This window comes from Psychromonas sp. SR45-3 (genome assembly GCF_014163575.1).
GTDB lineage: Bacteria > Pseudomonadota > Gammaproteobacteria > Enterobacterales > Psychromonadaceae > Psychromonas > Psychromonas arctica.
The window spans coordinates 19,696-37,983 of the sequence record NZ_JACJDP010000039.1; the positions used below are offsets into that span (position 1 = coordinate 19,696).

An 18,288-nucleotide genomic window follows, 5' to 3' on the forward strand; every position below is an offset into this window, starting at 1 on the left:
TTAACTTCTTCTATTTTCTGCGGCTAGTAATCGGAAATAAAATCGAAATCATCACTTTTTTGTACGGGTATATCATCCATCGCTTTTTGTAGCGTAAATGTTGTGTTCTCTGTATTTGATAGGTTTTTTTCTATTATCATGCGATTATTTTTAGCACGCATTTGTGGGTGCCAAACCACCACTCTGTACTTTCCTAATTCAGTTAATGTAAAACTCGCCACTCCTTGCTCATTAGTTTTAGCAAAATATGGTGTATCAACAACTAAAAGGTAACCACTCATCCAATCATGAATATTACATCCCATAGCAATTTCAGCTGCGTGATCAAAATGTGCTGATGAATCAGTCTCACCGGCGCGAATTTTAAAAGAAAATTTGTTTTCACTATCGGCTGAATAAATATGATGGGTAATATCATCTTTATTCACAAAGTTAACCTTATCGGATTTTTGGCTAACACTGATATAGGGAATAAAAGATTTGCTATGTTGGCTAATTTCAACCGTTTTATGTTGTTGGGGAACAACTTGATTTGCTAACGGTTCAAGATATACCACCATATTAGCCAAAGGTTGATTGTTTACATTGTTTACTTGTACTTGAACACAAGTTGGATCCTCTTTTGTGCAAGCTTGTACCGAGGTCGATGCAAACGTGAAGATAAGCGCTGAAAAAATAGGTAAACCCAAACGTAAAAGTGAAAAACGAATAACGAAAAATCGAAAGAATAAAGAATGTTTCAACATCAGCTCCTGAAGGTAAAATACAAATAAGTGTTGAGTGTAGTCCAGTTTTATCTGTCTGAATATTTTGAATTTAAAATATTTTTATCAAGCTGATTACTCAAAATTAGGTACTAAAGTTAATTTATCTGAATCTAGCTCAATACAAAAGCTTTTCATCCTATTTAACTTGTCATACTTTGCTGTATTTCATGCTTTTCAGCTAATGCAATATTTACAAACGCATTAACAATCGCGCTGCTATTATTTTTTTTATATTGAATTTGCACCGGAATTTTAGTGTTTACAAAGCATAATTGTTTCATCGAACAAGCCGAGTGCTTCATCACGATTAAAAATAATAAACTGTTCATTTTGTAGCTGCGATAATTGAATGTTTTGTTTATTTGCCAGTTGATTACTTTGATTAACATTTGAACAAAAAGGTCTCCATTACAACAATCAAAAAGATAATAATCGCTAGCTCACATTGTGATCTACTCAGTGCATGGAACTCGTGCCTGAAAGAGCCTATTCAAGTAAGATGTGAGTAGGATCTTTCAGGCACAAGGATATGTTAATGTTACACAGAAAAGTAAATATTGGTATTGTAGGTATCGGCAATATGGGCATGGCCCATGCTGCTACGCTGGGTAAAATGCCTACCGCAAATATTACCGCTATCTGTGCTTTACAAAAAAATAAAGCCGATATATTCGCTAAAAAAATAAATGCTAAAGCTTACTACGATGTGGATGAAATGATAAATTCTGGCGATATTGAAGCAATTATCATCGCAACTCCACATTACGAGCACACCACAATCGCATTAAAAGCTTTCGTAGCAGGCCTTCATGTCTTGACTGAAAAGCCTATTGCAGTTCATAAAGCTGATGCCCTAAAAATGATTACCGCACATAACCTTCGACCAGATCTTCGTTTTGCAGCAATGTTCAACCAGAGAACAAAGCCTGCCCACCTAGCAATAAAAAAAATAATCGAAGATGGAGGGCTTGGCGAAATTCGTCGAATTAACTGGACCATTACGGACTGGTTTAGAACTGAACACTATTACAATTCCGGTGGCTGGCGAGGTACATGGCAAGGAGAAGGAGGAGGTGTTCTCCTTAATCAATGCCCTCACCAGCTTGACCTTTTTCAATGGTTTTTTGGCCTCCCCATCAAGGTGAGAGCATTCTGCCAAATTGGTCAATACCACCAGATTGAAGTTGAAGATAACGTAACTGCTTACTGTGAATTTAAAAATGGTGCTACAGGTATATTTATTGCTTCAACAGGAGAAGCGCCGGGAACAAATCGACTAGAGGTAACAGGAGAATTAGGAAAATTTGTCTTAGAAGACGATAAGCTCACTTTTACCCGTAATCAGCAAGAAATGTCAATATTTAGTAAGCAAGCAAAGCAAGGGTTTTCAAAGCCTGAAGTACAGAAGATAGATGTTGAAATTAAAGAGCAGAAAACGCAGGAGCATCAAGTCATTTTAGAGAACTTCTGTGATTGTATTCTCGATAAAGAATTAACTCTTATCGCACCAGCTGAAGAAGGTGTTAAATCAGTTGAACTAGCTAATGCGATGATTTTTTCATCTTTTAAAGAGATGACCGTTGAAATGCCACTTGATGGGGGTGCATACGAAGAACTGTTAAATAATAAAATCAAACACTCAACACTTTTAAAATCGAGTAAAAAAAGTACCTAACCAGTTCCAGGTACTTATTATCGGCCACCATTTTATGATGGTGACTAAGGAGACCGATAATAACTATCAATATTGAAACTTAACCAGCAAAAAATCATTTATTCATTTTAAACTGACTTGAGATAATATGCTTTCCTGATTTTAATTTAGTTAATAAAAAAGGAACTGCACTGCGAGGAAAAGATGCATCACTATTAACTCGCGTAGTGACATGTATAGATTTTAGATGTTTATCTAAGCTTTTTATTACTGAAGTGCCATTACTGCCTTTAACAGCTATTTCTGAAGCCTCATTATTTTGGGTATGATTTCCTGCATTCATTATCAGCTCTTCTTGATACCACTTACCAACAGCAAAACCACTTTCTACGATCCAAACATCCTCATCACTAGCAAATGAATGGGTTCTGATGCACTGACCATTTACGCCAACATCAATGGTTGTAAATATATTTATTTTACCCGTTGACCACGTTATATTGAGCCTAGCTCCCTCGATACTCACATCAAGATTCTTTTGTCGCATCTGCCAATTACAACCACCATCGAAACTCAGCGCTAAAATATTATCGCCGAAGCTCAATTTTTCTGAATACAATAAAGCATTACAGTCCATTCCACCGAAGGTTGAATAAGCAAATTTATTATATTTATCTAGCTGAAAACCAGGATGAACGGCAGCCCCATAGTGAATAATTGAGTTGCCATCAACACGTTGAGCAATGGTTTTGTTTGCTGGCATCGCTTGTATTTCAGCCAGATATTCAATAGCTTCTTCTTTACTTGTCCAAAATTCAGCATCATCAGCAAGCATTAAAGGTAAAAATGCTTTCATTGCCCAATACGGTGATGTGGGTGAGTTATAGACTTCACACATTTGTAGATTCGGGTAGCTATAACCACGCGTAAGAATGCCGCTCTCGGTAAAAATTGGTTTATCTTTCCAACTGCGTAGATGCCTTGCCCAAAATCCTTTAATTTGGCCTAGAGTGAATACCGTATTATCGCTAATGGCGTAAGCAGCCCAAAAACCACAACAGGCAAAACGATAAGTTAATGAACGTCCCTGAACTAAGGTATCGCCATTGTCTGCAAACCAGTAACTAAATGGAATTGCAAACGCATCTGCTCTTGCTTTGAAAAGTTTAGCTAGTTGATCATTTTTGTGATCGAATTTTGTTGCATAAATGAGACTGTAATAATGTAAAGCAAAACCACCATAGTGATCAATTGCTTCAATATTGCCATCACCATACCAACCATCACCTAGGTACCAGTTTATTATTTTAACTAAGAATTTCTGTTCCAATTTCAAGTCAACTAGATCTTCTCGACCCACTGTTTTAAGAGCATGTTGAATGATTAAAGTAAAAAAGAGCCAATTATTATGCGATGTTTCTTTATATTGAATACTGGCTAACCAAATCGCTAAGTTTTCTTGCTGTGCTTTATTTAACGGTTGCCAAGCTTGTTCTGGTAATAGAGCGATAAAAAAACCAATTGCGGCCATTTCTACACTACGTTGGTCAACATCATGTAAAATACCCCAGTATCCATTTGAGCTAGGGTCTGTGCCCTGTATGATCAGTTGACGCATTAATCCCCAGTGTTCAAAATTGCCACCACCTAGCTGTAAAGGCACTAACCCCCATAATGGGCGAGCAACACCTTCCAGTGAACTTGCGACCATGTCAAAACAAGCTCCGCCTTCATCAAAATCAATCAGTGAACCTTGCTTCTCATAAAATGGAATCAATGGTTCAAATAAATCTTTCACTAGCTGCTGAAAATCAGCTTTATTAACCATAGGGTTGTCAGAGAATAATGAATACTTCATTTTAAGTCCTTCGCTAGTTGTTGAATGTCAATTTTATTAACTATAGTGTTGCCAGAGAATAACGAGTACTTCATTAATTCATCCTTTTAATTTATTAAGCCAAAGAATCGAGGTAAACCTAGACTAATAATTGGAAGGTAGGTGACTAATAACAACCCGATAAATTGTACTAAGAAAATGGGGAGAAGAGGTTTAATTACATTGGTAATTTTTTCACCGCTAATACCACATGAGACAAATAATACTGTACCAACAGGTGGAGTTACGATGCCCATTGATAGGTTATAAATCATGATCACGCCAAAATGTACTGGATCCACACCTAACCCAGTCACGACAGGGTATAAAATAGGCGTAAAAATAAGCTGTGCTGGTGCCATATCCATAAACACACCAACCAGTAATAGAGTGATATTAATAACCAATAAAATGACATATTTGTTATCACTCACTGCAATTAGCATCTCACCTACCACCTCCGGAATACTAGCGAAGGTCATTGACCAGCTCATCAAGCTAGAGCAAGCAATTAAGAATAAGATCACCGCGCTACTTAAAGCAGAATCATAAAGCGTTTTAATTAAGCCTTTGATAGTCAGTGTTCTATAACAAAGCGCTAGCAATAGGCTATATACTACGGCAATACCAGAGGCTTCAATGGCAGTAAACATCCCTCCAATAATTCCTCCTATAACAACAAAAACAAGGAACATACTTGGTAATGCGCGCCAAATAATGTTGGCAATATCACCTAATGCGTAGTGTGTCGTATCTACCGGATAGTTATTTTTTTTAGCAAAATGATAAGCCACCAACATAACACTCGCACCAATAATAAGCCCTGGAAAATAACCTGCTAAGAATAAGGCAGCAATTGATGCATCCCCTCCAGTGATCATAGAGTAAACAATAAAAGCACCCGCTGGTGGAATAAGCATTCCTGCAATAGATGAACTTGCATTAACGGCTGTTGAGAAAGGCATGTCATATTTCTTTTCTCTGGCCATTGGCGTTATTATTCCACCAATAGCTGTAGAGGCTGCTATAGCAGAACCAGATAGTGACCCAAACATCATATTTGCGACAATATTCGTTTGCCAAAGGCTGCCAGGAATTCGTTTACCAATTAACATAGCAAAAATTATGAGTCGCTTTGCAATGCCTCCTTGATTCATAATATTCCCCGCAAGAATGAAAAAAGGCAGAGCTAAAAAGCCAAAACTATCTAAACCACTGAATAATTTCTCACTGGTGGTGCCAATGAGATTGACAAAGTCAATTTGTAGAAATAACGTAAATATGCCCGAAAATGCTAAACCAACAGCAATTGATGTTCCCATTAGAAGGAAAAATATAAATGAAACAAACAACATAAAGAAAGAAATTATTTCAATGTTGTCATAAAGATATGTATCAAAGCTATCTAAGCCTTTTACATAGGTAAATCCAAAGAATATGAAAATCGACAACGCTATATAGATTGCTAATATAACCCCTTGTTTAGGGTTTTTACTGATATCTTGACATATTTTATAGAGTTGACTTCCGGCAATTATTAGACCGCTAATAATGAAAACACTTTGTACAAAACCCAAAGGTATTTGCATGGTTGGGGTTAACATACTGAAGTTTTTTGATGATGCTACATACCCTCCCCAAGTCATCACAGCACCAAGTAACACATACATGTAGAGATTAAATAGATTCATTTTATTGCGTGTAGATGACGCAACATGATCCAGTAATAACGGTAGGCTGAGATGTGTTGATTTAATAAAACACAATGCAGCACCTAGGATCCCTAGCCAAATTAGCGAAAATCGTAGTAACTCTTCAGACATTGCACTAGGAGAATTAAAAACATATCGCACCAACACTTGATAAACAATGAGAATACTCATGATAGCAAGTAATGAAACGAGCACTGTTTTTAAAAATTTTTCCAAAGCTTGGTTAAAAGACCAAGGCTTACATTCGATGACCACCGGTTTTGTTGAATTTAACTGATTCATGCGAATATCCTAATATGCAATATACGATTACCAAGAAATTAAATAGCTGTTTAATCTAGTTAAGTGAGATCCCCCTAACTGCGTAATGAGCTTTAAATAAGAGATGCTTTCCCGCACGCTCACGGCCTGCCAGTGCGAATATGACCTATACAACATCTGATTTATTCACTAAATTAATTGGTCTAAAATAGAGAAACTGGCAAGAAGCTTCTTGCCAGTTAAAGCCTAACGTCCTTGTATTTTAAATATAGTTTCCAATAATTTAGATTTAACAGGATCAGCAAGCGCACTGTCATACATAGGTTGCATACGTTTGATAAGTGGTTCTTTATCAATAATCGTATATTGAACGCCTAGTTTAGATTCGGCTAACGCTTCAGATTTTTCAATCTGCTTCGCTACTGCACTGAAAGACTCTTTACTGGTTTTTAAGAATTCTTCTTTCACTATTTTCATGTCTTCAGCACTGACTGATTTAGTAAATTTTTCACTGGAAACAAGAAAGTCAGTCAATCTAGTATGCTCAGTACGTAGTGCATATTTTGATACCTCACCAAACTTCACTTCCCAGAGACCTGCTAAACCACCTTCTGCTCCATCAATAATTCCTTGCTGCAGCGCAGGGTAAACCTCTCCAAAGTCCATTGGTGTCGGTACTGCCCCTAAATTTCGCACCAAGGTCATATAGGTTTCACTAGGGGATGTTCTTAGCTTAAGGCCCTCTAAATCTTGCAATGATGAAGTCGGTTTAGTTGTGTAAATACTTCTAAAACCATTACTGAGAAACCCGAATAAGTAAACATTTTTAGCGGCAATTGAATCTTCAATAATTTTTGTAACTTCAGGATTCAACATTGTACTTTTGTATTCATCTAAACTACGGAATACATAAGGTAGATTCACAGCTGTAATTTCAGGAGCTAAATTTTCTAAGGTAGCACTATTAACTAATCCTAAGTCAATTACACCACTTTGCACTTGTTGTAAGTATTGAGCTTGCCCGCCTAAAGTACCATTCCAAAAGAAACGTATTTTAACTCGCCCTTCGGTACGATCTTTAATATTTTCGCCCATTGCAGTTAGCAAAGTACCAGCGGCATCTTTACTAGGAATATTTGTCGCAAATTTGTAAGTTTTTGCCTGTAAGTTGGTTGTAGCCATCACTAAAGCGCTTACAAGTAATAGTTTTAATTTAAGACCTTTCATACATCACCTTTCCTTATTTTATTTGTTGTTTACCAAAAAAACTTGGTATGTCCAATTGATCGTAAAGTTGCTTCAAAATAGTAATAATCTCCATAAGGAAGCATTGCATTTGCCAAATTAGGCAAGTTTCGTTGTATCGAATGAGGTACTGAAGATGCTGAATTAGAAAGCAAACCTTGTGCTCCCTCTTGTTGCGTCAAGTCATAATTTTGATGCAATGCTAATAACATTTGAGTTGCAATTATTTGATAGTATTCAGCTTTATCTTTTTGACCACGTTTACTAAAGTATTCAGATAAAATATAAAGGCCTGCGGAAGTAAGAGATCCTGCAGAAGTATCTTTAAATTGCGTTTCATGCTCAGGCAGTAAATAGTCCCAAATAGGCACCATGTCGTCAGTGATTTTATCGAGCATATATTCAGTCAGCTTTTCGCTTAACTCTGCATAACGAGGATCACCCGTCATCATGGCCACTTGTGCAAAACCATGTATTGCCCAACCTTGGCCTCGACTCCAGCATGATTCATCACTGTATCCTTGATGTGTACAGCCTCTTAGGGGTTTATTGGTAACAGGATCGAAGTCAAAAGTATGATAAGTGCTAAAATCATCGCGTACTAAATACTTAAGTGAAGTTTCAGCCTGTCCAATCGCGACTTGTTTAAATGACTCAATATTAGTTTCTTCGTAAGCCCAAAGTAATAAAGGTAAATTCTGCATACAGTCGATAATAATTTTACCTTGAACACTTTCGGCATGTGCTTTATCTTCTGCCCCAGCAGTCCAAGCAACAATATATTCACCATTCCAGTTGTATCGACTCCTTAAGGCTTCTGCTGCTCTTAAACCCAATTCTCTAGCCTTTAAATTACCTGTCAATTTGTAATCAGCAACTGCTGAAAGGCTAAACTCGAAACCTAAATCATGGTTTAACCAAAGCGGTGTATTTAATATTTTTTGTAAATGTGCGTTGCGCATACGAGCCATATTTTTTAGCTCTTGCTTGCCGGTAACCATATAAGCAAGCCATAGCTCACCCGTCCAAAAAGAATCAGTCCAAAAATATTCTTCAGGATATATCCATTGATGTTTATCTGCGCCTGCACCTATCATTGGATTTCTTAAACCAATAATGGGTGCGTTACGTACAACACTATCAACAATATTTAATTTTATTTTTTCCAAGTCATTCATCATTTATTAAGCCTCACCTGTTCAAGAAACAACTCATGGTCATAAATTGAAACATTTCAGAAAAAGAGTTCAAATCAAAATCTAAATCACTTAACTCCCCCTTAACTTGCCTGAAACATGGTATAGAGGTGTTAAAATAATTTCTGTGACTAAACTCACCTCACTGAAACATTTATCTTTATGAAACGTTTCATTAATTAATGGATTATGTATTAAAAAGTGCTAGACTGCCTTCTAACGTTAACTCGGGTTGCACTATTTTGGTAAAATCTAAAAACAATTAAAACAAGGACTCAACCTTGAATAAGCAAGAAATAATTAAACGCAAACCTACTCTTGAGCAAATTGCAGAGTTATCTGGGGTATCAAAGGCAACAGTTTCTAGAGTGTTAAACGATAATCCTCTGGTGAGACCTGAAGTTATATCTCGAGTACAAAAAGTAATTCAACAAATAGGTTATGTAAAAAAAAGAAAAAGTGTTGATATATCATTACCGTTTAATAAATTAACGGTAATCTGCGACGATTCCGCAGTGGCCTCTCATACTTTTTATGGAAACCTACTAAGCGAGTTAAAAATTGAAGCGAATAAGTTGTTTATTCAACTCGAAATGTCGATGTTTAATCAACTCACATCTTTAAACCAAGTCAGTCAAAAATTCAATGATACCGAAGCATTATTGGTTTTAGGTAACCCAAATAAAGATATCATTGATTTAGCAGCCCAAAACAGTACCCCTGTTATTATCATTAACGGCGTAGACCCCTATATGAAAACACAGAGTATTTCTCCAGATTATGAGTTTGGTGGGTTTATGGCAGCCGATTATTTTATTAAAAATGGTCATCGAAGTATAAAAATACTCACGGCCAACGACCGACACTCGACCTTCCAGCGAACGGAAGGTTTTCTACGTGCGTTAACGATGTCAGGTATAGAATATAATAGAGCAGATACTGTTATCGATTTCATTGATTACATCGATAAAGTTAAATCTAGTAGAGGGTTGGCTGGTGAAGCATTAATCACTAATCCATCGGGAGATTTTGGCGCTCGAGAGATTTTACCCTTATTGATAAAAGAGAATGCTTTCGATCAGTGCACTGCAGTTTTCTGCATTTGTGACATGATCGCATTATCCCTAATAGAAGCCCTCTCAAGTGTTGGTATTTGCGTACCTGAAGATATTTCTGTTATTGGTTTTGATAATTTAGGGATGGGCGCAATATCTAAACCACCACTGACAACAATCGCTACCGATTATAATAAAATTGCTCAAACAGCCTTGCATAAACTGGTGACTAGCGCCAATAGCGTAAATAAAACGACGACACGTTCTAGCGTATCCGTTGAGTTAATCGAGCGAGGTTCTGTTGCTAACCTTTTATAACAACAATGGTTGGTTTTATTTGCTTTGTCCTATCGGATTTCGCTCATTACTCAGCACTATATGCTAAAAGGGCCTGGTCATTAACGAATATGGTCTGCTCTGATATTCGTGATTAAGCCCAATAAGTATCTTGAACTAACATGGGTATATACCCATCACCGCTCAAGATACGAAACCTTATTATCAAGCCGATTGCAGTATTAAATGAGTGGGTACTCTCCTCATTATGAAAGCGATGAATTTAATGAAGGGCCAATTATTAGTCAAGGCATTGAGAACGTTGACTATAGTTATAGTCCTCAAGACTTTGCAGCTAATGCAATATTTATAAACGGATTAACCGTCGCGCTGTTATTATTTTTTTATATTGAATTTGCAGCGGAATTTTAGTGTTTAAATTGTCGAGGGCAGTAAAATACTCCCTCAACAAGAATGATGATGAATAACCTACCACTTAATTAGCACATGTGAATGCATCAGTTACCAATAAGACAGCAGGTTTTTAGATCGTTTGAATGAAATGCACTTATTATGCTAAACCACCGTTGACACGAATGACTTGTGAGTTTATCCAATTACCATCTGGACCAACGATACTTGCAACTACGTTGGCGACTTCTTCTGGTGTGCCAATGCGATCTAAAGGAGACATTTTTGCCATGCCATTGATTTGTTCTTCTGATTTACCCGTGAAGAATAGCTCTGTACCAATTGGACCCGGAGCTATCGCATTCACAGTAATATTGCGGCCAGTAAGCTCGTTAGCGAGTACGTGTACTAACCCCTCTACTCCGGATTTTGACGCGATATAAGGACCATAAGCTGGAAATGATTTGGCAATAACACTGGTAGAGATTGCAATAATTCGTCCACCATCTGTTAAGTGTTGTGCGGCATAAGCAAGTACTAGGAAGGCACCACGTAAGTTGGTTTGAATGGTTTTATCAAAATCAGCCAAGCCCTCTGGCGATATTTGCTTGTATAGCAACAGCTTGCCCGCCCTTCGCTTGAATAATATTGACCGTTTCCTGTGCACTCTCTTTGTTACCGGCATAGTTTACAATCACACAATAACCGTCATTAGCTAAACGTTCTGCTATTGCGCGGCCAATGCCTCGCGATGCACCGGTTACTAAGGCCGTTTTGGTGGTATTAGTCATTGCAGTGATTCCTTATGGTTTAGTTGTTATTTAAACAGAATGAGATATTAATGCTTAATGGTGTTTATTATCGAATAAATTGAGTAGATATTGGTATTGGTATTGGTATTGGGCAATGTATCTTAACATCCGATGGGAATATTAAAGTTTACTATTGTCACCACCACCCACTTACCCTCAACCATTTGTTCTATTTTAATCCTAGCGGCACTGATACCGATTAAGAGATTCATCTCTTTATTGAATGAATCCCTATCAAATAGTGGCATCCACTCTTCTCCATCGTGTTGTAAAACAGCTTGCTTAATTTCAGCAAGCGTCACTTCAGGAAAGCAACCCAACGCGATGTTATCAAAGTCAGGTAATTTAAATTGATGGGTAGCGGTATTGTGAAGCGTTAACCAATCACTGGTGCAATGTTTCCAGTCCAGTAAATCTAAATGTGGACCTTCATCTTGAATCGACATGCTTGTTTCGAGCTGTAAACTCGCTCTTATTTTATCGTTTTTGTTGGCTACAATAATTAGGCTAGCGTTGGCAATTTGATCCTGAATTTCTAGGGAAATGGTAATACGATCTTTAAAAGGCTGGACGAGATTAACTGCTTTGCTAATTGAATTTGTTGCATTGGGAATGATATTAATTTCATTAATTGCCGCACTCAGCATGCTACTGAACAAGCACATTAAACAGATAACCATATGTTTCATTTACTTTACTCCCAATATATATTAAAAGTTATCGAGCTACTATAAACCTATCTGAACGATTTTAAAATACGCTAGCTATCGATTATAAGTCGATTAAATTTCTTCTTCAAAAGCACTTACTGATCATATTACTGAAACACTTTTAGAAGACTAGCGCACAGATTTTATTATTCATTCACGACAAGTTGCAATGAGTTGTATAGGTTAACGTTTTGTTAATATTTAACGATTGATTCAACAAACTAGCAACAACATTGAGTAATTATTGCTTTCTTTTAAACAGAACTTTATTTAACACCTTAATAATGAAGTATTACTTTATTTAACAGGATGTTAGGTCCGTTTTTAAGACACGCCTACCCGTAACACGAACAGAAGCTTAGCTTGTTTGATCAGGCTAGGTGGCTTTTTACATTTTAATCAAGGATCGACAATGTCTGATATCAAATCAATACCACAAACTCACATCATCACTGCAGACTGCATTAGCAAACCGGGTACTGTTGATGTGGTTACTCGCTTTTTATTTAAACATGGTTTTTATATTAATGAGATTCATTCATTTGTTGATACGACTGAAAATCGCTTTTTTATACGTGTAGAGTTTAGGGCAGATAAGGATAAGGTATTTAACCGCGAAGACTTTTGTGAGCAATTTCAATTACGTGCTAATGAATTTGATATGCAATGGCAATTAGCATCTAGACCTTATAAATCCAAAGTAGTGATCATGGTATCTAAGCATGATCATTGTTTGAATGACCTTTTGTATCGTTACCGCACCGGTGACCTTAATATTGAAATTCCGGCGATCATATCAAACCATCCTGACTTAGAAGAACTCGCTAAATGGCATGGTATTCCTTATTACCATTTACCAATCTCTAAAGAGACAAAACCAGAACAAGAAGCAAAAGTGCTTAAAATAATTGAAGATAGTAACGCTGATTTAGTGGTATTAGCGCGTTATATGCAGGTGCTTTCCAGTGAAATGTCGAAAAAACTGTCCGGTAAAGCAATTAATATCCATCATTCGTTATTACCTGGATTTAAGGGTGCAAAGCCTTATTACCAAGCCTATGACCGTGGTATTAAATTGGTGGGAGCAACAGCCCATTACGTCAGCGATGACCTTGATGAAGGTCCCATCATTAGTCAATGTGTAGAAACCGTTGACCATAGTTATTACCCGCAAGATTTGGCCGCTAAGGGCCGCGATATCGAATGCTTAACTCTGTCACGCGCAGTACGTTGGCATATTGAGCATCGTATCTTCTTGAACGGGAGTAAAACGGTGGTATTTTCCAAGTAGCTATTCAAGGTTTATTAAGGCTCAAATAATTTACGTGCTGCATGAAAGTGCAGCTTTTGTTTAAATTTTCTTTGAGTTATAGCTCGTCAGATCAGTTTGATCTGCTATTAGCAGTGGTTGCATTGGGCTCGTCTTTGCTCGTCGTGGTTGTTTGATCGTTATTAGCAGTGGTTTCGCCCTGTCGGCGACACGTCTTTCTATTATCAGACGAGAAAGGCGGCAAAGAGACTGACACCGGGGCGTTTTCTTATCCTATCTAAAGCGTCATTTTAAACGCAGCATGTCAGGATGGCCGTCCGTGGCCATTCTGACATTATCGCAAACGTCCTGTTTGCGATTGCTAAAATGTCGATTTAGCTTGGGAAAACTTTACGGTGGGGATATTGCAGCCACGTTGATCGACTTAGTTTGTAAATTGAAAGGGATTAATTGACTACCCTGCTTCTGCAAATAAATTGCACTTGCATTGTTTGTGTTACAAAAACTCGGGTTGCCTCGTTCCAAATGCTCTGCGTGTGAATACTGCTTTTAGTTTGATAGTTTTGCTTTAGGTTTAGCTTGGGAAATCTTTACGCTGGGTTTGTTCGTCCACAGTGGTAATGGTTATGTTGTGGCGATATCGGGTAGCAATATCTAGTCGCATGCAAAGTGATAAGAAAAGGATAACTATTTTAGAATGTGAGAAATGAATATTACTAGGTGATTGATAGTAAAAGGTTTTAAAATTTAAAGTGGTAGTGATGAGAGAATGCTATAAATGGCTCTCGCTATTCACAGTAAAGGGAATGAGAGCCAAATTATTGGTTTTAATTTAGCCTAAAAAGGCATTTTAAAACCTGGCGGTAAATCCATACCACCTGTTAAACCACTCATTTTGCTTTTGTTTACTTCTTCAACACGACGTACGGCATCGTTCATTGCTGCTGCAACTAAATCTTCAAGCATATCTTTATCGTCTTCTAGTAAGCTTGGGTCGATCTCAACCTTACGTACATTATGGTTACCTAATAATGTAATTTTTACTAAGCCAGCACCTGACTCACCAACAACTTCAGTATTGGCAATTTCAGCTTGTGCTTTTTTCATATTTTCTTGCATTTCTTGGGCTTTTTTCATTAAGTCGCCCATTCCGCCTTTACTAAACATAATTTCTCTCTTTTATAAGTTAAGGTTAATGTGTCCGATTATAACGGCACTACACTATTTTCATAGACCTTTGCGGCATAATCTCGCACAAAGGTTTGTACAATTGGATCATTTTTAATCGATAATTTGGCATTATCTAAATATTGCTGATAAACGATTTGTTCTAATTCCATCGGTGTATGGCTGCCTGCTGCATTACCCGCTTCAATAGTAATATTGAACTGTTGCCCGTAATAATCACGCAGTTTAGCTTTTAAATCTTCACATAAGCTTTGGTTATTTAGTAAATGTTGTTGTGATTCATGCAACGTTAGCTGAATATGTTGTTCGTTTTTTTGCATCACCGTACTCTTCGCTAATAGCTTTTCAAACCCCACCAACTGCATTGCTTTAATTGCTAAGAACCATTCATCGGTCATCTTGTCTTCGACATAACTCGCGATATCAATCTCAAGTGTTTGTAAGTTATTGTTACCAATCAGTTCAACATCCGTGGCATTATGCTGCCCCGTATTGAGTGCTGAAATATCATTATTGACGATCGCTTGAGGCGGGCTCTGTTGAGATTGCACTGGTTGAATAGGTGCTTGAACCGTTTGTTTGACAGGCTTTTCTTGAACAGGCTTAGGCTGAATAGATTGTGCCGAATTAGCATTCACAAGCGGAGCTATATTATGATCGTTTGCAGCATCTGCCGAGTGATCTTTTGCTGATACTGAATCACCTGAATAATTGTTTTGTGGCGCATACTCTTCAGGCATATTCGGTGCTTGTTGGTCAAAATAACCACCAGCATCATATTCGTTATAATCACCTTGAGGAGGCTGCTCCTGATAGCTACTCAACGGGGGTAATTCTTGCTCATTACTCGCTTTCACTGGCGGCTGTGATTGCGCTGTAACTTTATCTCCTGCTTTCGCCGCCATTTCAGGCGCTCTAGCTTTCGTCACTTCTACACTTTTTTGAGGGGTAGGTGTTGTTACTGCTGCGACAGACCGATCATGAATGTTCGATGATTGTTGTTCAGTTGCCGCTTCAGTCTTTTTTAACGCCTCTCTTTTCAAACGATGACTACGTAACATGTTGCGAGATTGACTTGTGTCAGCCACCGTCGAAGTAACCGGTGCCACAGCATGATGTGCTATATTATTTTCAGGGTTATTGTCTTGCGTTACAGGCTGATAATTAGTAGCTTGATGATGTTGTTCTGGGTTTGTATGATATTGCTCAACTTCCGCATTCGAGTATTGTTGATAGTCTGCAGATGAAGCTTGTTCAATGGGTTGCCCAGTAACGATTTCTGAATTGACTGCATCAGAAGGTGTTCTAGTAGGTGTAGTTGCGCTATTGTCGGTAACATCACGCTCGTTAATATTAGGTTCACCAATTTTAGGCTCAACAATATTAGACTCAATAGTACTGGGCTCTGAAGCAGGAGCGGCTGTTAGCGCTTGCGCAGTTTCAACAATAGGTGCAGTGGCAATCGTCGGTGCTGACTGAGGTGATAAATGCTGTTCTGATTCAGCTTTTGCGCTTGCTATTGTATTTGATACAGCAGGTAATTCAGGCTGATTTTGATTGACCTGTTCCAACATTGATTCATCAATATCAACATAATTGGCGGGTTTAAACGCCAACAAACGCATCACAGTCATCTCTAATGCGATTTTTCCGTTTGGCGCATAGGCGTAATCTTTAAACCCTTGTACTGCGATTTGATAAAATAACTGAACTTCTTCAGGTGTTAAGCGCTCAGCGAGCAGCTGCACTGCACTTTTTTTGCTGACATTAGCATTAAGCTGTAGTTGAATTAATGCAATTTGATGACACAGACTCGCCAGCTCTTGATGTAATGCTGAGAAATCGGCTCCTAAATGCACAAACTCTTGAATTTTTTCAAATACTTTTTGGCTATTACCCGAAGCAATGAAATGCAGTAAATAATGTAAATGAGATTGGTCTATCGTACCCAACATTTTAAGTACGGCGGCATATTCAATATGTCCTGCACCGAATGCTAAGGCTTGATCCGTTAAACTCAATGCATCTCGCATACTACCATCAGCGGCTTTTGCAATAACACCTAATGCAGCTTGCTCAAAGGTTGCTTTTTCATGCTTTAAGATTTCGGCTAATTGATGCTCTATTTGCTCTGGTAAAATCGCTTTTAAATGAAACTGTAGGCATCGAGATAATACAGTGATTGGTAACTTTTGCGGATCCGTCGTTGCTAGTAAAAATTTTACATACTCAGGCGGCTCTTCTAAGGTTTTTAATAATGCATTAAAGCTGTGCTTAGATAACATGTGCACTTCATCGATTAAATAAACCTTATAACGCCCTTGCGCCGGTTTATATTGCACGTTATCTAATAATTCACGGGTATCATCCACTTTAGTACGAGAAGCAGCATCGATTTCTAATAAATCTACAAATCGCCCTTGATCAATCGCTTGGCAATTCGCACACTTTCCACAGGGTGTTGCAGTAACCCCTACTTCACAGTTTAAGCTTTTTGCTAAAATACGAGCGATAGTTGTTTTACCAACACCACGCGTGCCACTGAATAAATAGGCATGGTGGACGCGATCTTGTGCTAACCCATTTTCCAATGCGGTTAATACATGGGGTTGCCCAATCACTTCTTTAAAAGTTTGTGGTCGCCACTTTCGTGCTAAAACTTGATAGCTCACTAATTATTCACCCGCATATTCAATCAAAGAGAAAACAGGAATCGACATTGTGGATAATTTATCTTCGCCATGTAAATCTGGTAAGGAAATAACAAAAGCAGCTTCAATCACTTCACCACCTAAACGTTGAATTAATTTAACCGATGCTTCAGCTGTTCCGCCAGTGGCTAATAGATCATCTATCAATAATACTTTTTCGCCTTGTTTAATGGCATCTTTATGGATCTGCAAAGTATCGTTACCATATTCTAACTCATAGTGTTCTTCGATAGTTTCACGAGGTAGTTTGTTAGGTTTACGAACCGGTACAAAACCTGCCCCTAAAGCTGCGGCTAATGGCGCACCAAAAATAAAGCCACGCGCTTCCGTGCCGACTATTTTATCGATTTTTTGGTTGTTGTAACGAGCTTTGAATAATTCAATCGTAGCAGCAAAAGCAGCACCATTTTCAATCAAGCTGGTAATGTCTCTGAATGTAATACCTGGCAACGGATAATCGTCGATGCTTTTGATACTATTTTTGATTAGTGCTAGTGATTCCGTGCTCATCTTTTATGTCCTGTCATTATCTAATGCCATAAGGGTAAATAGTTGCTTGCGGTTGTGCAAGTTGTCTTGGCCAAAAGTGCGTAACTATTTTCATTTGTTGCATGAAAAATAATCTGATTAGCTTAGTAATATGAATTGAATGCAAAAGTAAGGCATGAATTTAAAAATTGAAGCAATCACTAAACCACTAAGCTACATCGAAAACATAAAAATAAAGATTGAAATATGGACATTATTTATAACGCCTTTGGTCCCCCCTTCTCCCTCCTTCGTGGTTAATGCTTTTTGCTTGTGATTTTAAAAACATAAAGCAACCACGAAGCCGCTATGCTGCACAGAGAGCATGAAGAAAAGCGAAACAAAAACCAGTGAATAAATATAAACTTTAAATGCTATTTAATAATAATAATGATTTTGACCTACCCTTCTCCATCCTTCGAGCCTTCGTGGTTAATTGCTTTATGCTTTTGACTTTTTATTTTAAAGAAGAAGCCATTATCTACAAAACGCCCTAGCCCAAACACAACAACAAAATCCCACCGTTAAATTTTCCTAAGCCAACAGCTTATTTTAGTAAAGACAAACAGGACGTTTGTCTTAAGCTCGTTCGGTACAGGGACGTACCGTAAGAGCT

General features: G+C 37.8%; 16 protein-coding genes. 4 read left to right on the forward strand and 12 right to left on the reverse strand.

Annotated elements, in window-relative coordinates; translation table 11 throughout:
• Window positions 1-23: 23 nt before the first annotated feature.
• Both H5084_RS16105 and H5084_RS16110 read right to left on the reverse strand, forming a co-directional pair.
• The gene (locus H5084_RS16105) at window positions 24-746 is read right to left on the reverse strand and encodes a hypothetical protein (protein ID WP_182691481.1); all 723 of its coding nucleotides are present in this window, start codon (window positions 744-746) and stop codon (window positions 24-26) included.
• A gap of 161 nt (window positions 747-907) precedes the next feature.
• Window positions 908-1,048: a hypothetical protein gene (locus tag H5084_RS16110; protein ID WP_182691483.1), complete on the reverse strand. Its 141-nt coding sequence runs from the start codon at window positions 1,046-1,048 to the stop codon at window positions 908-910.
• Between the two features lie 254 nt (window positions 1,049-1,302).
• Between H5084_RS16110 and H5084_RS16115 the strand changes: the two genes are divergently transcribed.
• On the forward strand, window positions 1,303-2,442 hold the full coding sequence (locus H5084_RS16115) for a Gfo/Idh/MocA family protein (RefSeq protein ID WP_182691486.1): 1,140 nt from the start codon (window positions 1,303-1,305) through the stop codon (window positions 2,440-2,442).
• A 94-nt stretch (window positions 2,443-2,536) separates the two neighbouring features.
• Here the strand turns inward: H5084_RS16115 and H5084_RS16120 are convergent, their stop codons facing one another.
• From H5084_RS16120 to H5084_RS16135, 4 genes are all read right to left on the reverse strand, one after another.
• Complete coding sequence (locus H5084_RS16120; RefSeq protein ID WP_182691488.1) at window positions 2,537-4,279, reverse strand: DUF2264 domain-containing protein; 1,743 nt, start codon at window positions 4,277-4,279, stop codon at window positions 2,537-2,539.
• Window positions 4,280-4,365: 86 nt separating this feature from the next.
• A complete protein-coding gene (locus H5084_RS16125; protein ID WP_182691490.1) occupies window positions 4,366-6,291 on the reverse strand; it encodes a TRAP transporter large permease subunit in 1,926 nt (641 codons plus the stop codon).
• 225 nt (window positions 6,292-6,516) lie between these two features.
• Window positions 6,517-7,497: a TRAP transporter substrate-binding protein DctP gene (gene dctP, locus H5084_RS16130; protein WP_182691492.1), complete on the reverse strand. Its 981-nt coding sequence runs from the start codon at window positions 7,495-7,497 to the stop codon at window positions 6,517-6,519.
• A gap of 29 nt (window positions 7,498-7,526) precedes the next feature.
• Window positions 7,527-8,696, reverse strand: a complete 1,170-nt coding sequence (locus H5084_RS16135; RefSeq protein WP_182691494.1) for a glycoside hydrolase family 88 protein — start codon at window positions 8,694-8,696, stop codon at window positions 7,527-7,529.
• A gap of 296 nt (window positions 8,697-8,992) precedes the next feature.
• On the opposite strand from H5084_RS16135, the gene H5084_RS16140 reads away from it, so the two are divergent.
• Together H5084_RS16140 and H5084_RS16145 are read left to right on the forward strand one after the other, a co-directional pair.
• Window positions 8,993-10,084 (forward strand): LacI family DNA-binding transcriptional regulator, encoded by a 1,092-nt coding sequence (locus H5084_RS16140; RefSeq protein ID WP_182691496.1) that lies wholly within the window; start codon window positions 8,993-8,995, stop codon window positions 10,082-10,084.
• 204 nt (window positions 10,085-10,288) lie between these two features.
• Complete coding sequence (locus H5084_RS16145) at window positions 10,289-10,474, forward strand: hypothetical protein (RefSeq protein ID WP_182691498.1); 186 nt, start codon at window positions 10,289-10,291, stop codon at window positions 10,472-10,474.
• A 139-nt stretch (window positions 10,475-10,613) separates the two neighbouring features.
• Here the strand turns inward: H5084_RS16145 and H5084_RS16150 are convergent, their stop codons facing one another.
• The 3 genes from H5084_RS16150 to H5084_RS16160 all read right to left on the reverse strand — a co-directional run bounded on the left by H5084_RS16150 (window position 10,614) and on the right by H5084_RS16160 (window position 11,954).
• Window positions 10,614-11,072, reverse strand: coding sequence for an SDR family oxidoreductase (locus tag H5084_RS16150; protein WP_182691500.1), 459 nt, complete (start codon window positions 11,070-11,072; stop codon window positions 10,614-10,616).
• On the reverse strand, window positions 11,035-11,244 hold the full coding sequence (locus H5084_RS19970; protein WP_182691502.1) for an SDR family NAD(P)-dependent oxidoreductase: 210 nt from the start codon (window positions 11,242-11,244) through the stop codon (window positions 11,035-11,037). The genes H5084_RS16150 and H5084_RS19970 overlap by 38 nt, the downstream gene beginning before the upstream one ends.
• A 122-nt stretch (window positions 11,245-11,366) precedes the next feature.
• Entirely contained in the window at window positions 11,367-11,954 is a 588-nt protein-coding gene (locus H5084_RS16160) for a hypothetical protein (protein WP_182691504.1), read from the reverse strand.
• A 433-nt stretch (window positions 11,955-12,387) separates the two neighbouring features.
• Between H5084_RS16160 and purU the strand changes: the two genes are divergently transcribed.
• Complete coding sequence (gene purU, locus H5084_RS16165) at window positions 12,388-13,266, forward strand: formyltetrahydrofolate deformylase (protein WP_028869857.1); 879 nt, start codon at window positions 12,388-12,390, stop codon at window positions 13,264-13,266.
• A gap of 816 nt (window positions 13,267-14,082) precedes the next feature.
• Here the strand turns inward: purU and H5084_RS16170 are convergent.
• Genes H5084_RS16170 through apt form a run of 3 tightly spaced genes read right to left on the reverse strand, consistent with a single transcriptional unit; the run spans window position 14,083 to window position 17,654 of the window.
• Complete coding sequence (locus tag H5084_RS16170; RefSeq protein ID WP_028869849.1) at window positions 14,083-14,412, reverse strand: YbaB/EbfC family nucleoid-associated protein; 330 nt, start codon at window positions 14,410-14,412, stop codon at window positions 14,083-14,085.
• 38 nt (window positions 14,413-14,450) lie between these two features.
• A complete protein-coding gene (gene dnaX, locus H5084_RS19975) occupies window positions 14,451-17,105 on the reverse strand; it encodes a DNA polymerase III subunit gamma/tau (protein WP_182691506.1) in 2,655 nt (884 codons plus the stop codon).
• A gap of 3 nt (window positions 17,106-17,108) precedes the next feature.
• Window positions 17,109-17,654, reverse strand: coding sequence for an adenine phosphoribosyltransferase (gene apt / locus H5084_RS16180; RefSeq protein ID WP_028869847.1), 546 nt, complete (start codon window positions 17,652-17,654; stop codon window positions 17,109-17,111).
• Between the last annotated feature and the right edge of the window lie 634 nt (window positions 17,655-18,288).